Genomic DNA, 16,176 nt, shown 5'->3' with positions numbered 1-16,176 from the left:
ACTGGTCACGGCGTGCCGGGCCGCCCGCCGGTCAGGTGCAGGTCGACGGTGTTGCCGCCTCCGGGGATGAGGATGTTGATCAACCAGGTGTTCAGGCCACAGTTCTGGAAGTCCCCGATCGAGTACGTGCCGGTCAGACGACCCCCGTCAGCGATCGTGAAGTACTCGCCCTCGGGCGTGTTGGCGTCCATCAGCACGGGATCCTTGGTTCGGCACTGCGAACCGGCGAACAGCGGGAACCCGACCACCTTGATGTTGCTCAGCCGCACGTAGTAGCTCGAGGAGCTGGTCAGGGTCCGGAACCGACCGACCCGGATCATCTGACCCGTGGTGGGCTTGGTCGGGATGAAGTCGACATTGGCGGTCACCGGGATGAATCCCGCCAGCTTGAACTCCGTACGGGTACCGGGCAGGGTCATGTCGCCGACGAAGGTGCCGTCATCGGCCACCGTCGTGTACATCACCGCCGGGCCCAAGGTGACGTTCGAGCCGGTGCTGGCGATGGTGGTCGTGCCGTTGAAGTCGTAGTCGACGTAGACGTCGGCCGCGACCGCGCTCCCGGCGGTGGCCGCGATGGTGCCGACGGCCGCGAGCGCCACGGTGGCGGCACGCCGCCCGAACCGGTGCCGCAACTTGGTAGTGGTCATGAGCTGGATCCATTCTGTGTGGGAGGAGCCTGGGTTTGGTGGTCCAGCGGTGACAGTTCTGGGTGGGTCGAGCGCGCTCGATGCGTTCGACCCACCCAGATGCCGTCTCCGCAGAGGCGCGTCCCACCTTCATGTGACGCAACTCTCATGATTCGGAGCGTGACACAGGTTCGGGCGTGCTCCCACGCAAATGGTGGGTCACTGCCGGAATCTCGGATGGACGTCCGAAGTGGGAGTCTCGGCTTCTTTGGGCAGGACGCCGGTTAGGGCGTCACCGGGATGAGGCCCGCTCTGGGTGGGTCGAGCGGAAACCTCGCTCGACCCACCCAAAGGTCGCTGTTTCTAGCGTCACGACACGACGGTGTCCGCCGTGGCCCTACTTCCTAACCTTCACCTTGTACGTCGCTGAGGTGGCTGCGAGGTAGTAGCTGTTTCCGCCGTAGACGACCTTGACCTTGTAGTTGCCCCGTGCCAGCTTCGGCAGCTTGACGGTGACCTTGCCGCCGCGGACGGTGGCACCCACCCGAATGGTCTTCTTGCCCTTCTTCAAGGTGATCGTGACCCTGCCCGAAGCCTTGACGAGCCCCGACGCGGTACGGATTGTGACCGTCGCCTTCCCCTTCTTTGTACGGGTCGGCATCTTGGTGACCTTGAACGACGGCTTGCCGGTCTGGCCCTTGGCAACACTCAGAACGCCGGTCGCGCTCCGCGCATTGACCGCACCGTTGCCCGAATAGGCCGCACTGACCGTGTAGCGACGCGGCGACAGCGTGCGCGGCAACGAGAACGTCGCCACACCGTTGCGGACCGACTGGCGCTGCGCCGGGCCAACACCCTGCAGCGTCACCGTGCCGGACGTCGCCGCAGCGGCAGACACCCGTACCGTCACACGCGCCGACGCCCCATAGCGACCGCCCGTTGCAGAGACCCCCACAGCCGCGTTCACCTTCGGCGCGGCTGCCACGGCAGCGGTCGGATCGGAGACCGACTGGGCCGTCTCGCCGCCCAGCGTCGCGGTCGAGCGGAACGAGATCGCCTTGCCCAGCTGCGCGGCAGCGAGCTTCAGCGTCGTCCCACTCGCACCCACGATAGGCGCACCGCCGGCCAACCATTGGTTCGTGACAGTGGCCGCGGCGTCATTGAACACCGCCGGCGTCCCGGTCAGCGTCTGCCCGACCTGAGCCGTGCCAGCAATGGTCGGCTTGCTGGTGGCCTCCAGGGCGGCGCCGGCCTCGGCCACGGCTGCCGTGGGGTTCGAGATGGCTGATACCTCCTGATCACCTCGCGTCGCGGTGACCCGGACCTTGAGCGTCTTGCCCAGCTCGTTCTCGGTCGGGATGAACGTCGCGTCATCCGCCCCGGCGATCTCGTCGTCGCCTGCAAGCCACTGATAGCTCAACGACGTCGGCGCACCCAACCAATCACCCTCACTCGCCGACAACGTCGAACCCACCCGGGCCGCACCCGAAACGACCGGCTTGGCCTGATTGGCAACATCGGCGTACAGGACTGCGATGCTATTGCCCGCAGTCCGCAGGGCCACCGCCGCACGGCCATTCAATGCTGCTGGCGGGACATAGCCGGGAACGGTCGACACCGGCGAACCGTCGGAGTGCCGCCACACAACGACCTCCCCCTGGTCGGTCAGCAGCGCCGAATAGTCCGAATCCGCACGGACGGCCTCGACGGCCTTGCCGACGAACGTTGGGACGTTTGCCGCCTCTGGCGTCCCCGCGACCTTGTACTGCAGGATCCTGCCGGACGCGGTCGTCGCGTAGTTTTCTGAGACGTGGACGACCGGATCGCCGACATTCGCAGGGATCACCGTCGTCCCGTTGCACACAGAGTCGACCGAGACCACGCGGCCGCCGTCCAACAGGAGCCCGGAGAATCCGCCCACCTGTTTGACGCCACTTAGGGGCTGGCCAGACTCGGCGCACGGGGTGACACCAAAGGCGTCAACCAGGACAGCCCTACCGTTCTTCAATCGCACCGTCGCACTGCCTCCGCCGCCGACGACCTCCATTGCCTCGTCACCGAGCTGGCTCGCGGTCCAGGTGTTGTCTGGAATGACGGTGCCGCGGGCCCCGCCCCACTTGTGCAGTGCACCATCAGCGGTCACCGCCCACGCGCCCTGCACATGGCCCACGCTGACCGAGCGCACCGTCGTCCCGGCCACATCCCCGGCCGGTGCCGCCGGATTGCTGGGCACAGCCAGACCGGCACGGACACCCGGGAGAGCGACCAGCTTGTCGTCGAGGCCTATCGCAAACGTATCCGTGCCGGCGTAGCTCGAGAATGCCTTGTAGGGGCCCCCGGCCTGCGGGAAGCTCGCGGCTGTCGCCCCCCAGATCTCAATCCCGCCAGCCTCGACATGCTGTGCTGAGGCCGGACTGAACGCCAGGACGCCGGCTGCCAGCACGGTGCTGGTCGCCGCCGCGGCGACTCGTGTCAGTGTCTTCATCGTTCCTTCTCTTCTCTTGCCCCCGAGTGATGTGGAAATGTCCCGGTGGTGGGCCGGGGTCCCCGCCCCACCACTGGGAGGTGCGCTTACGGCGTGCCGGGGCGGCCGCCGGTCAGCTGCAGGTCGACGGTGTTGCCGCTGCCAGGGATGATCGTGTTGATCAGCCAGGTGTTGAGGCCGCAGTTCTGGAAGTCCCCGATCGTGTACGTGCCGGTCAGGCGGCCGCCGTCGGCGATCGTGAAGTACTCGCCTTCGGGCGTGTTGGCGTCCATCAGCACCGGGTCCTTGGTCCGGCACTGCGATCCGGCGAACAGCGGGAACCCGACCACCGCGATGTTGCTGAGCCGCACGTAGTAGCTCGACGAGCTGGTCAGGGTCCGGTAGCGACCGACCCGGATCATTTGACCCGTGGTTGGCTTGGTCGGGATGAAGTCAATGTCGGCGGTCACCGGGATGAAACCCGCCAGCTTGAACTCCGTTCGGGTGCCGGGCAGGGTCATGTCGCCGACGAAGGTGCCGTCATCGGCGACAGTCGTGTACATCACTGCAGGGCCCAGGGTGACGTTCGAGCCGGTGCTGGCGATGTTGGTCGTGCCGTTGAAGTCGTAGTCGACGTAGACGTCGGCCGCGACCGCGCTTCCGGCGGTGGCCGCGATCGTGCCGACGGCCGCGAGCGCCACGGTGGCGGCACGGCGCCCGATCCGGCGCCGCAATCTGGTGGGGGTCATCAGCTGAATCCGTTCTGTGCGGGGAGTCTCGGTGGTGGTTGTCTAGACTCGGGGCTCTAGGTGGGTCGAGCGCGCTCGATGCGCTCGACCCACCCAGAGGTCGCTACTTAGCTGTGCGACAGGACACCGGCGGTGTCGATCGTGAACTTGCTGGGGATGCCGGATGTCTTGTTGCTGTTCCAGGCCCCGGCCAGGTCACCGTTGACGACCTCGCCGCCGCAGCCGTTGACGTTGCTGATCGTCAGGTCGAAGTTGGTGTCCGGCGCGAACGTCGCCGAGACGAGCTCGAGCGTCCCGTCCACGCTCCCGCTACCGGCCTTGATCACGGCCTTGAGCGAACCGGTGGCGTTGAACGTGCACGTACCACCGCTGGTCGCCGCGATCGACGCGGAGATACCAGTGATCGTGACCGGAACATCCGCACCTGCGGAGGCCGGGTCGGTCCGCACATTGATGTTGCCTCCGGACATCGAGACGTTCAGGCCGAAGATGCCCATGGTGCAGCCGCTGAATCCGAGGCTGCCGATGGTCCCGACGGTGTTCGACGGGGTCACCTCCACGCCCCGGTTGATGTTGCCGCTGATCGACGACGACGTACAGGTCATCTTGGTGCCGAAGTTCGTGTTGAAGGCGATCGCCGTGGAGTTCGTCGCGGTGTAGGGCACGGTGGCCACGGTCTTGACGCCGCCGATCGACACGTACGTGCCCGCGGCGTGAGCGGCGCTCGCGCCGCCCAGGGCCAGCGCCCCTGCACCGACGCTGAGTACGGCCGCTTGGATGAGCTTCTTCATCTGTCTCTCCTTCGTGTTCCACGAGATTCGGCACTCTGCCGATCCCCCTGCGCCACCCTGATGGGGACGCTTCTCCCGGCGGCTCCGGCCACCGGGAAAACTCATGCCGGCGGCGCCGTCGGCAACGCCGGCACCGAGAACCGATCGGGGCACGTGCGGACAAACGGGCAGACCGCGAACTGGTCTGGGTTAGGCTCACCCAGCGACTCGGTCCGAATGAGGACTGTGTTGCCCTCACCAGACACGCTGGCGGTCAACAACGCCGAGATGTCTTCGCCGTCGTCCGTCACGCACCCAGCAAATGCCGGAACGTCAAGCGTCCCGAGCAACAAGCCGCCTCCGGTGACTGCGTAGTACTTGGTGCGCATGATCGACTCAATGCTCTGGTCCATAATTTCGTCGGCGGGAATCGTCCATTCCTGGTAGTCGCGCGAGGTCAGCGTCAAGGTCGCGCCGTCGGCCGCGCAGCCAGCCACGGGCAGCGTCACTCCGTCGACCTTCAGGCGATCGATGCGCACGTCCATTCGTCCCGCACCAGCCGCCGGCGGGTAGCGCTTGGCGCCATAGGGCGGAGGGACCTCGAAGTCGCCCTGGCCTTCGCAGTACCTGACGTCCGCTTGCCTTACGGTGGTGGGGATCACCACGCCTCTGCTATCGCGGGGCTGCTCCAGCGCAACCGTTGCCTCGACCGGAACACTGCCGAACGCCACCGTTCGCACCACGAATGACTGCGTGTATCCATATCGGCGCGACGAGTTCGGCGCGGTCTCGCCGTTTACCAGCACCGTGTCGGCCCAGTATTCGCGGTACTGCATGGCCCCCGGTGCCTGCGTGATCCTTCGGCACGTGAGGTCATTGAGCTGCACGGTATCGCGCTTGAACGCGACTGCCTGCAACGTCGGCGTGCGCGTCCACTGCCGCGCACTTGCGAGATAGCTAAGGACGCTCTGTTGCGGCGTCAACCACGTCCCGGTCACCCCGGCGGGGACCGGGATGCCCTGGCCCGGGAACTGCGGAAGCTCCTCGTAGCCCTCGTCGGCCACGCTGGACTGCGTCACTCCGCCCAGTACTAAGGCTGCGCCCAACGCGATGCCCGCAACCCTCGCCAGCCGCCGCATGCCACCCATATGACCTGACTCACATCCCATGGGGCCTGACCTTGGCCGCTGCCAGCCCGATGCGTCCACCGATCTCGGTGAATTGGAGGCCGCCGTGCTCATTTCTTGTCACGTACATGACAAGAAATCCGTCGCCACTGGGCCTGCAACCCCCGATGGCAGACGAAGCTCCGGTCGTTCTGCCTCGGTGTGACGCATCTCTCATGCTCGGAGACTGGCACACGTTTTCGCGGGTGACCCTTGCCAAGGCGCCCAATGAAGGGAAACTCGGACGGACATCCGAAATCGGGTGGATTGCCCTTCGGATGCCCGTCCGAGATCTCCCGGAGAAGGACGCGCCCGTCCCCCGGCGCGCGCGAACCTGTGCCAGCCTCCGGCAATGAACGGCTTGCGGCGTCTGGGCACGCTCACGGGGATCGCGGTGACCGCGGTCCTGGTGCTGAGTGGTGCGGCGCAGTCGAGCGCCGCCGACGAAGGCTATGACGAGCTGGCAGAGTTCCCCGGGCTCGGCATTCCGGATTCGCGTGTGACCGGGGAGTGGCTGACACCGCAGCAGCGCGGTGTGACGTATCTGGAGCGCGCGAGGCAGTGGACGCGCACACCCACGCTGCAATCGGTGGCCTTCAACCGGAGCACTCAGCAGTGGGTGGACAGCACGTGCTCTCGCATCACTCAGGCGCGAGGCGCCCGTCGGTTCCGCGAGTGGTGGGCTGATGTGACCCTTGTGGATCGCGGCACGGCGCTGAACTCGCCTCGGCGCTACGGCTACACGCAGTCGTTTGTGGTGCGGACGGTGGCCTTCGGCAGCGTTCCGGTGGAGGCGACGGTGGCGTTGGAGCAACCGCGCACCGCCAAGGGCGTGGTGATCCCAGCCACGCTGAAGCAGGGTGTGGCCCAGTACTGCGCCAGCCAGGGCGGCTTTGAGATCCCACCGCCGCACGATGGCTGGCGCTACCTCCCGGCCGAGGGCGACGGCTCGTTGCGCGTGCGCATCGACGAGGTGGCGGTCGACGGCGTGGTGCTGCCGCTGGCCGGCTGCGCGGCGGACGGCGCGACGTTGAGGCTGACCTCGCGCGACTACCTGAAATGGGATCCGCGCATTCCCGACGATGAGCGGCCGGAGTCCCAGGCCGGCAACACCAAGGCGGCGATCCTGCGTACGCCCTATTACGTGATCGAACGCGGGGGGCTGCTGTTCGGGTCGCTGGACATCCCCGCGTTCGCCGGCTGCGCGACAGCCGACGGGGACGATCTCTCGGCGTTGTTGACCGCGAGCGTCTCCGGTCCGGGCAACACGGTCCAGCTCCGTACCGAGGCGCTAGCGATCGACGTTCCGACCGGAGGCCAGGAGACCTTCGCTACGTGCCCGTTCGGGCGCGACTGCGCCGATCGGTTCCCGGCACCGGCCCTCCCCACCGAACCACCGTCATAGAACCGAACTAGAGGAGCAGAAGAGACACATGAAGAACTTCCCCCGAAAAGCCGCGCTCGGTGTCGGCGTGGCAGCCCTGGCCCTGACCGGCGCGGGCGCCGCGTACGCCGCGGGCACCTACGTGTCGATCGGCGGCAACCCTGTCGCCGGCAAAGTGCCTTACACCGCATCGAACGCCACGCCGATCGCGTTCAACACGAACTACGGCACCACGATCAGCTGTTCGATGGCATACCTCGCCGGCGACCTCTACCGGGGCGCCGAGGTGAAGACGGGGAACACCATCGGGACACTCGACAGCGGGGCACTCACGTGCGCACTGCCGACACTCGACCTGAACGTCACGATCACCGCAGGCAACATCATCGTAGCGGCCGATCCCGTCGGCCCAGCTGCGGATGTCCCGGTCACAATCACCGGGTTCCATGGGCACTATCAGGCCACGGTCAGCGGAGCGTGCACCTTCGATGCCGACGGCACGCTCAACGCTGTCCTCAAGGCGGGAAACGTCGGTCAGGACGGCATTCTGGCGCTCACGTCGGCGACCTTCTCCCCGGAGACCGGCTTCACACTGACGATCAGCAATGTCGTCGGCTGCCTCGGCGTCATCTTCGATGACGACCTGGTCGGCGCCCGGGACAGCAACGTGATCGTCGGCACACCCAGCCTCTTCACGCTCGACACCACCGGCGTCGTGTCGCATGGCTGACCGTCCCACTGAGTCTTCCCAGCAGGCAGAGCCGCAGGGAAGGGGAGTCGGCATCGTGCCGAGCCCCGACATCGAAGAGATGGAGAAGCAGATGAAGAAGTACGTGCGTATCGGGGCCATGGGCGTCGGTCTGGCGGGGCTGGTCGTGACCAGCGCCGGCGCTGCCTATGCCAACCACACGGCAGTGTCGATCGGCGGCAACACCTCCGTCGCCAGCGTCGCCTACACCGCCGCCAACGACACGGCCGAGATCTCGTTCATGACGAACTACGGAGTCCAGATGCGTTGCTCGATCGCGACGATCAACGGCTCCATCAACCGCGGCACTGTCGTGAACCCGGGGAACACCGTGGCATCGATCGGCAACCTGTTCTTCGACGACTGCTGGATGGGCGCCTTCCCGCTATCGGTCACCATGACCGGCGCGACGATCGATGTCCGGACCCACCCAACCAACGCGGGCGACCCCGTTGCCGTCGTCATCACCGACATCGACGCCCACATCGAGACCACTGACCCGAACGTGCCCTGCGCGTTCGACGCGGCAGGGACGCTGGACGCCGTGATCACGCCGGGAAGCGGCGCGAAGGACGCCGTACTCACCCTCGCTCCGGCGGTCTTCTCCGGCCCGAACCCGGTCAGTGGGTTCGATCTGGAGATCAGTGGTGTCTTCGGCTGCGGTGGCGAGGTCCAGAACGGTGACCTGGCCGGCGGCTTCTACTACGACGAACCGAACGCGATTCCCAGCGCGTTCGCCGTCGACACGGCTGGACTGGTGACGCACAGCTGACCGCTGACACCGACACCCAGTCACGGACCGTGGGCCCGGAGCAAACACCGCTCCGGGCCCACGTGCGCTCTCTCTGAAAGCAGGTTTCTCGGATGTCCGTCCGAGATCTGCCGCTCCTGCCGCACGGAACTTTCCAGGGCCACCGCCGCGACGGTTGACTGATGTCACGCCCCGCAGGGCAGCCGGAAACCCTCCCTCCTTTCGGCGCCCTGCGGGACCGTAACGTCGTTTCTCTGTGATAGGACATGTGATGCACGGCACACCGCAGGAGGGGCGGCCCAGCCATGGATCACCATCAAGCCAGCACAAGGACCCCGACATGATCGAGGCTGGGGCCGACCATGCGCTCTCGCCGGGCGAGATCCCTCCCGGCCTGGTCAACCTTGTCAAGCCGACGCTCGACGGTCTGGTCGAGCGGATCTCCGGCAAGATCCAGGGCGAGGTGCCCGCCTTCGCAGGGCCTGCCTCCGGCCGCCGCCACAAGCTCATCACCACCGCCGCGACCGGGGCGATCAGCCACTTCCTCGACATGGTGCTCGGCAAGCCGTCGTCGACCGGCGCCCGGGTCGACGATCTCTTCCGGCGGATGGGCCACGCCGAAGCAATCGACGGCCACGACCTGACCGCGATCCGCGAGGCACTCCAGATCGCCGGCCGAGAGGCGTGGACGGAGCTCCGCACCATCGCGTCGAAGCACCACCTGTCAGCAGACGTGCTCGGCAAGATTGGCGACGACGTCTTCGGCTACCTCGACCACCTCAGCAACCAGGTCACGATCGGATTCGACACCACCCGACGAGCGCAGGACAGCGACGTCGGCGCGGCCCGTCGACGCTTGACCGAGGCCTTGATCGATGGCGCCGGGCGGGATGAGATCGATGCCCTCGCCGCAGTTGCCGCGTGGACGATCCCGTCGCGACTCGTCGTCCTGAGCGCTGACGCTGCCGACGGAAGTGAGATGCCGAAGCTCGTCGACTCCGAGACCGCAGTCCTCGTGCATCTCTCACCTGGCCCTGCGACGTACCTGTGCTCCGCCGACGATCGTGACGCGGTCATCGGGGAGCTGCGAGACATGGTGCCCACTATCCGAATCGCGGCGAGCTGGAAGGTCACGACCAGCGACGTCGGCGACGCACAGCGGTGGACGCTGCGCGCGCTCGAGCTCGCCGACAAGGGCATCATCTCCGCTGACGAGGTCATCGAGTGCGTCGACTACCGCACGATGCTGTGGCTCCACTCCGAACCAGCACTGCGTCGCCAGATGGCGCAAGAACTCCTCGTGCCCCTCTTCGCCGAGTCCCCCAACTCCCGGGAGATCCTTTCCGAGACCCTCCTCGACTGGCTGCAGACCCGCGACAGCGCCCCCGCCATCGCCGCGCGCCTCGGGGTGCATGCCCAGACGGTGCGTTACCGCTGGAAGCGCATCAACGAGTTGTTTGGCGAGGCACTGCACGACCCGGAGTTCGTCGTCCAGCTCACGCTCGTGCTCAAGGCGAGCGTGCCGCTGTGGGTGGCCGGCGATCAGAGCGACTTCGAGCGCTACAGGAGTGAGGAGCCGACGTGACGACGGCGTCCACCGACACACGCACGCCGCACGGACGGCGTGCGCGTTCCGCTGTGTCACGGCCGCGAGCGTCGCCGGCCGGTCGCATGGCGCTGGGCGCGGTCGCCGTCGTCGCCGTTGGCATCGTGGTGCTGTGCTCGACGCCGGTGGTTCGCTTCCCGTCCTGGCGCGAGGTCGTGGTGGCGAGCGGCAGCGCCGTCTCGCTGGCGTGCGTCTGGCAGCTCCGCGCAGCACTCGTCGCCGAGCTCCGGCGCCGGCGTCTCGGTCTCGTGACCCTGTCGCTCGTCGCCGTCGTCGTCTCGTGCGCATGGTCCGTCGGCGCGCTCCTCACGGACGGCCGCACGCTCGACCTCGGTGTGGCGGCCGTGGTCGGTGTCGTCGTCCTCGCCTGCCATGCGATCCATCGCGAGGCGGCAGCCGGGCCGACGCCCGTGCCTGCCTGGTTCGTCCCGGCCGCACTCGGCATCGCCGTCGCCACCGTCGGAGTGTGGCTCGCGATCGATGCCCGGCCCGCACGCGCGCTCGGTGCGGGCGTCGCCGTCACCATCGCCGCGTGCCCGGGAGCGATCGGCCTGGCGGTGCCCGCGGTCTACCGGTACGGCACGCGACGCGGGGACGCGCTCGGGGTGGCGATCCACGACGTCGCGACGCTCGGCGCGAGCCGCGAGGTGGACGTCGTCGTGCTCGACGGTCTGGGCACCGTCGCGTCCGGCAAGCGTGTCGCCTCGGTCGATGCCTTCGTCGCCGACCACGAACGCAACCTCCGCTGGTTCGCGGGCGCGCTCGAGCACGCGTCGAGCCATCCCGTCGGGAAGGCCATCGCCAAGCTGTCCGCGCGCGGGCGCCTCTCCGGTGTCGAGCAGCACCCCGGCCTCGGCATCAGCGGCTCGGTCGACCGCCATCCGGTGCGCGTCGGCCGCCCGGAGTGGGTCGGGATCGACGTCACCGAACGCGTCGGCACGATCGTCGGGGTCGAGGTCGACGCGCGACCGCTCGGCACGATCACGGTCGTCGACGCCGTACGCCCGACGGCGAAGGCGGCCGCCGACGCGCTGCGCCGCATCGACGTCGACCCCGTCCTCGTCACGACGGCCAACCCGCTCACCGCGAAGGATCTCGCCGAGCAGGTCGGCGTCGACCGGTACGTCGCCGAGGCCCAGGCCACGAGCACGGCGACCCTCCTGTCGGAGCTCCGCGACGAGGGGCGGACGGTGGCCGTGCTGACGGACTCCGAGCTGGTCCTGAGCACCGACGACGACGGATCCGCTCGGCCGACGGTGACGCTCACCGAAGGCGACGTCGCCGAAGCCGTCACCGCGCTGGGGCTCGCCCGGACCATGGACGCGCAGGCACGTTCGACGCTGCGGTTCGCCACGGCGTACACCGCGGTCGCCGTCGCGGTTGCCGCCACCGGTGTGCTCCCGCCGATGGGGGCGGCACTCGCGCTCGCGGCGAGCTCGCTCGCCGTGCTCGCGAGCGCGACGCGACTGCGCCGCTTCGAGGCACCTGCACGCTGAGCCAGCGGAGCGAGACCTGCATCGCGGGCCCCTCGGCGCACCGGCGTACCCTCACCCAGCGGTCGCTCCACCGGCAGCCGCGGCCGGCGCCTTGCGGCGGTTCGCCATCGCGACCAGGACGCCCGATCCCGTCACCGCGATGTACGACGTGAGCACCGCCAGCGCGATCGGCACGGTCTCCAGCGCGCCGAGGTCCATCATCAGAGCCGCCAGCATGACGAGCGTGAAGGGTGCCGCGACGATCGCGCCCGGGAGCGCGGCGAACACACAGCTGAACGCGAGCGCCAGGGGGATGTCCGGGATCAGCAGGTGGATCGCGTACCCGTACGTCCCGCCCATGAACAGCATCGGGAAGAACGGCCCGCCGATGAAGCCGGTCTCCATGCAGACCGAGAACGTCATCATCTTCGCCACCACGACCAGCAGGAGGAATCCGGCGCCGAGGCTCGAGCCGGACCCCAGCACCGTCCGGAGCTGGTCGCTGCCCGTGAACAACGTGAGCGGGAGCGCGACGGCCACGAGCCCGAACGCCAGGCCCCCGATCACCGGGCGGAGGACGGTCCGTTCCTCCAGCGGCGCGACCAGCCGGCGCACGATCCCCGTGATCACCGCCAGCACAAGAGCCCCGACCGCCGCGGCGAGGCCGAGCCCCACGCCCGCGAGGATGTGCCAGTCCTCGAAGTCGTACGAGGGCACGTCGTAGATGCCGAGGAACGTGGTCCCCGCGATCGGGTAGAAGATCGCGAACGCGACCGTCGCCGACACCAGCGACCCGAACACGACGTGGAGGTAGCGACGCCGGTGCGGCTTCGCGAGCTCGAGCACGAGAAGGGTCGCCACGATCGGCGACGCCAGCAGGCCGCCGTACGCTCCCGAGGTGCCGGTGAGCATCGTCGCCTTCTGCATGTCCGGATCGGTACGCCGCTGGCCGACGAGCGTGCCCAGACCACCACCCATCGATCCCAGCGCCGCCTCCGGACCGAGACTGGCGCCGCCGACGAGGGACACGGCCGACACGGCGACGGTGCGCGGGACGCTGCGCGGCTCGACGTGCTCCTCCTCGAGCTCGTCGATGAGTCCGGGCGTGTGCGCGGGCATGTGGGTGAGACGGCGGATGAGCCCGACGACGAGTCCGGCCGCCCCCGTGACCGCGATCCACCACCAGTGACCGCCCCACCAGCCGTTGCCGTCGGGATCGCCCCAGAAGTCGCCGTTCTCGACGATGGCGAGGAAGACCAGTCCACCGAACGCGAGCACCACGCCGAACACGACCGCGTCACGGAGGAGACGCCAGAAGTCTCGCGACTGCGCGAGCGGCGCGATCTGGAGCGTGCCTGGTTCGTCCGCCACGCACCCACCTCCCGACGTCCGCCCTCGACGGCGGCAACGTATCGCCCTGGACGGCGGGGGGCCATCCGAATGCATCCCGCTTCGGGAAAACACACTTGGTCACTACACTTACCCGAGTCATCGCCGACGCCGAGGAGAACCCGTGACGCCGACCCGCAGAAGCCGCCCGACCATCGCGATCGTCGGTGCCGGCGCCGCCGGCACGCTCGTGGCGCTCCACCTCGCGCGTACGGCCGGGCGCCGCTCGACCGGCATCGACGTCGTCCTCCTCGACCCGGCCGACCGATGGGGACGCGGCCCGTCGTTCGGCACCCTGGACGACCAGCACCTCCTCAACGTTCCTGCCGCCGGCATGAGCGCTCTCCCGGAGGACCCGGCCCACTTCGTCGCCTGGCGTACGCGGGAGGACCCCGACCTCGGGGGCGACCCGGCGACGTTCGCGCAGCGCCGCCAGTACGCGCGCTACCTCGACGAGACCCTGACCGAGGCGCTGCAGGGGCCGCCCGGCGAGTTCGCGTCGGTGCGCCACGTGCGAGCGCGCGCGGTCGGCCTGCGCCGTACCGGGTCCGGCGCCGTGGTCGCCACCAGCGACGGCCGTGACGTGACCGCCGACGCCGTCGTCGTCGCGACGGGCCTCCCCGCCGCCGGCCACGCGTGGGCACCGGACGCACTCCGCAGCTCGGCGTTCTTCGTCCCGGACCCGTGGGCGCCGGGCGCGCTCGACCCCGTACGCCGCGACCGCTCCGGGCCCGGCGACGTCCTCCTCGTCGGCACCGGACTGACGATGGTCGACGTCACGCTGTCCCTCACCGACGCGACGAACCGGTCCGACCGGGTCGTCCACGCGATCTCCCGCAACGCGCGCATCCCCTGCGCGCACGTCCCCGAGCTCAAGCTCGCCGCGATCCCCGACGTCTCCGACTGGGGGTCGACCCTCGCCGAGATCCGTGAGGAGGTCGCCCACCACCTCGAGACGGTCGAGCGCGACAGCGGCGACTGGCGCCCCGGCGTCGACGGGCTGCGGTTCCAGATCTCGACCCTGTGGAGCCGGCTCAGCGAGGAGGACCGCGCCGCCTTCCTCGCCTCCGACGCCGGCGCGTGGGGCGTGCTGCGCCACCGCATGCCCCCGTCCAGCGCCACCCTCGTCCACGAGCTGCGCGTCGCCGGCCGCCTCGTCGTCTCCCCCGGCTCCGTCACCGCCGCCGAGCCCCTGCCGCAGGGCGGCCTCCGGGTCACGGTGACGAACCGCTCCGCCCGCTCGATCAGCGAGGGCGCGGAGGAGACGACGTACGACGTGGGCTGGGTCGTGAACTGTACGGGGCCGCAGGCCGACATCCGGCTGCTCGGCGACCCGTTCCTCGACGACCTGCTGCGCCCCCGCGGCGGGGCCGCGACCGCGGTCGTCTCCACCGCGGGCATGGGGTTCCGCACCGAGCAGGGCCGCCTGATCGACTCCGAGGGTCGGACCGACGCTCCCGTGTGGACGCTCGGCGCGCTCCGTCGTGGCGAGCTGTGGGAGTCGACCGCCGTGCCCGAGATCCGCAGCCAGGCCCTCGCCCTCGCGACGTCGGTGCTCGACACGATCGCCCCGCTGCCCCGCCGCCTGGCCGACGGCCGCCTCGTCAGCGGACACCACCCGGCGGCGCGTCCCCGGGACCCGCTCGGCCTGCCGATCTCGACGACGGCCGAGGCCGCAGCGGCGTACAACGCCGGGCTCGAACGCCTCATGCGCCTCCAGGACGACGCCGAGGTCCCCCTGCGCGAAGCCGTCGCGCTCGACCCCGACTTCGCGCTCGGCCACGCGACCCTCGCGCTGCTCGGCCACGAGGCCGGGGCCGATGCCGACGTCGCCGCGTCGCTCGAGGCCGCTCGGCGCGCTGTCCGCCTGCGAGGCGACGAGCGTGAGCGCAGCCTCGTCGGCGTCGTCGGCCAGCGCGTCAAGGACGTCCGGCACAAGGGCGCCCGCGCGCTGATGAACCACATCGCCGCCCACCCGCGCGACATCCTCGCCGTCTCCGCGGCGGTGCCGACCATCGCGTTCTCCGGCGTCACCGACGTGCAGCAGGAGGCGTGGGACCTCGTCGAGGGGCTCGCACCCGCGTACGGCGACCACTGGTGGTACATCTCGCTGCTCGCCTTCACCCGCCAGGACCAGGGCCGCTTCGAGGAGGCGGGGCTGCTCGCCGAGTCGGCACTGTCGTGCGAGCCGTCGTCCGGGCACGCCGTGCACGCGCAGACGCACGTCATGTACGAGACCGGTCAGCACGAGGGCGGGCGCGTCTGGCTCGACCACTGGGTCACCGAGAGCGGCCGGTCCGCCAGCCACCGCGCCCACTTCTCGTGGCACGCGGCGCTGCACGAGCTCGCGCTCGGCGACACCGAGGCCGTACGCGGGCGCTACTACTCGCAGCTCGCTCCCCCGACCGTGACCGGCGTCCGCGCGCTCGTCGACTCGGCGTCCCTGCTGTGGCGGTGGCGGCTGACGACGTCCGACTGGGACGCGGCGGTCGCCCGCGGCGTACCGGCCGCTGCCGGCGGCGCCTTCACCGGCGAGACCGCTCCGCCGCCGGTTGCCCCCGTTCTCGACGCGGTCGGGTCCGCGCTGCTCGACACGCCCGAAACGCCGTTCGTCGCGCTGCACTCGGCGATCGCGCTCGCGACGTCGGGCGAGGCGGGCCGGCTCGCTGCGCTGGCGCGGCACTGCCGTGGTTCGAACGACGTCACCATCCGTACGGTCGTGGCGACCGTCTGCGACGCGCTGCTCGCCGCAGGTGAGGAGCGTTGGGACGAGGCCGCGACCCTGCTCGAGGACACCCTCCCGGTGCTCGCGCGGGTCGGCGGCTCGGCGGCGCAGCGCGAGGTGGTCGAGGAGACGCTGCTGTTCTGCCTCGTCAACGCCGGACAGGCGGAGCGGGCGAGCACGCTCCTGCACACGCGTCTGGACCGTCGCCCGTCACCGCTGGACGCGCGGCGCTCGGCCTCGCTGGCGGCCCGGACTCCCACGACGGCCGGCTGAACGGCACTGAGCGACGTTCGTACCTACAGAGCGACGGCGCGGGCCGTCGC

At 69.4% G+C, this 16,176-nt stretch carries 12 protein-coding genes; 6 read left to right on the top strand and 6 right to left on the bottom strand.

Translation table 11 applies throughout. The annotated features are described in order from the left end of the window. Nucleotides 1-5: 5 nt before the first annotated feature. The 5 genes from ACQSSQ_RS05190 to ACQSSQ_RS05170 all read right to left on the bottom strand — a co-directional run bounded on the left by ACQSSQ_RS05190 (nt 6) and on the right by ACQSSQ_RS05170 (nt 5,673). Entirely contained in the window at nt 6-647 is a 642-nt protein-coding gene (locus ACQSSQ_RS05190) for a hypothetical protein (protein ID WP_431325969.1), read from the bottom strand. A gap of 376 nt (nt 648-1,023) precedes the next feature. Then, the gene (locus tag ACQSSQ_RS05185) at nt 1,024-3,111 is read right to left on the bottom strand and encodes an Ig-like domain repeat protein (protein ID WP_431325968.1); all 2,088 of its coding nucleotides are present in this window, start codon (nt 3,109-3,111) and stop codon (nt 1,024-1,026) included. A gap of 86 nt (nt 3,112-3,197) precedes the next feature. Next, nucleotides 3,198-3,839: a hypothetical protein gene (locus tag ACQSSQ_RS05180; RefSeq protein ID WP_431325967.1), complete on the bottom strand. Its 642-nt coding sequence runs from the start codon at nt 3,837-3,839 to the stop codon at nt 3,198-3,200. Between the two features lie 107 nt (nt 3,840-3,946). Then, the gene (locus ACQSSQ_RS05175; protein ID WP_431325966.1) at nt 3,947-4,630 is read right to left on the bottom strand and encodes a hypothetical protein; all 684 of its coding nucleotides are present in this window, start codon (nt 4,628-4,630) and stop codon (nt 3,947-3,949) included. A 101-nt stretch (nt 4,631-4,731) separates the two neighbouring features. Next, entirely contained in the window at nt 4,732-5,673 is a 942-nt protein-coding gene (locus ACQSSQ_RS05170; protein WP_431325965.1) for a hypothetical protein, read from the bottom strand. 454 nt (nt 5,674-6,127) lie between these two features. Here ACQSSQ_RS05170 and ACQSSQ_RS05165 point away from each other — a divergent pair, with 454 nt between their 5' ends. The 5 genes from ACQSSQ_RS05165 to ACQSSQ_RS05145 all read left to right on the top strand — a co-directional run bounded on the left by ACQSSQ_RS05165 (nt 6,128) and on the right by ACQSSQ_RS05145 (nt 11,760). Beyond that, nucleotides 6,128-7,180 (top strand): hypothetical protein, encoded by a 1,053-nt coding sequence (locus ACQSSQ_RS05165; RefSeq protein WP_431325964.1) that lies wholly within the window; start codon nt 6,128-6,130, stop codon nt 7,178-7,180. A gap of 28 nt (nt 7,181-7,208) precedes the next feature. Continuing rightward, a complete protein-coding gene (locus ACQSSQ_RS05160) occupies nt 7,209-7,889 on the top strand; it encodes a hypothetical protein (RefSeq protein ID WP_431325963.1) in 681 nt (226 codons plus the stop codon). Nucleotides 7,890-7,944: 55 nt separating this feature from the next. Next, complete coding sequence (locus ACQSSQ_RS05155) at nt 7,945-8,679, top strand: hypothetical protein (protein WP_431325962.1); 735 nt, start codon at nt 7,945-7,947, stop codon at nt 8,677-8,679. Between the two features lie 319 nt (nt 8,680-8,998). Continuing rightward, a complete protein-coding gene (locus ACQSSQ_RS05150) occupies nt 8,999-10,243 on the top strand; it encodes a PucR-like N-terminal domain-containing protein (RefSeq protein WP_431325961.1) in 1,245 nt (414 codons plus the stop codon). Between the two features lie 86 nt (nt 10,244-10,329). Then, the gene (locus tag ACQSSQ_RS05145) at nt 10,330-11,760 is read left to right on the top strand and encodes an HAD family hydrolase (protein ID WP_431325960.1); all 1,431 of its coding nucleotides are present in this window, start codon (nt 10,330-10,332) and stop codon (nt 11,758-11,760) included. Between the two features lie 51 nt (nt 11,761-11,811). Here the strand turns inward: ACQSSQ_RS05145 and ACQSSQ_RS05140 are convergent, their stop codons facing one another. Next, a complete protein-coding gene (locus ACQSSQ_RS05140) occupies nt 11,812-13,110 on the bottom strand; it encodes a chloride channel protein (protein ID WP_431325959.1) in 1,299 nt (432 codons plus the stop codon). A 142-nt stretch (nt 13,111-13,252) separates the two neighbouring features. On the opposite strand from ACQSSQ_RS05140, the gene ACQSSQ_RS05135 reads away from it, so the two are divergent. After that, on the top strand, nt 13,253-16,126 hold the full coding sequence (locus tag ACQSSQ_RS05135; protein WP_431325958.1) for an FAD/NAD(P)-binding protein: 2,874 nt from the start codon (nt 13,253-13,255) through the stop codon (nt 16,124-16,126). The last annotated feature ends 50 nt before the right edge of the window (nt 16,127-16,176 follow it).

This window comes from Mumia spirodelae, from assembly GCF_050632745.1.
GTDB lineage: Bacteria > Actinomycetota > Actinomycetes > Propionibacteriales > Nocardioidaceae > Mumia.
The sequence above is the reverse complement of the archived record's forward strand: the minus strand, read 5'-3'. Positions and strand labels throughout refer to the sequence as shown.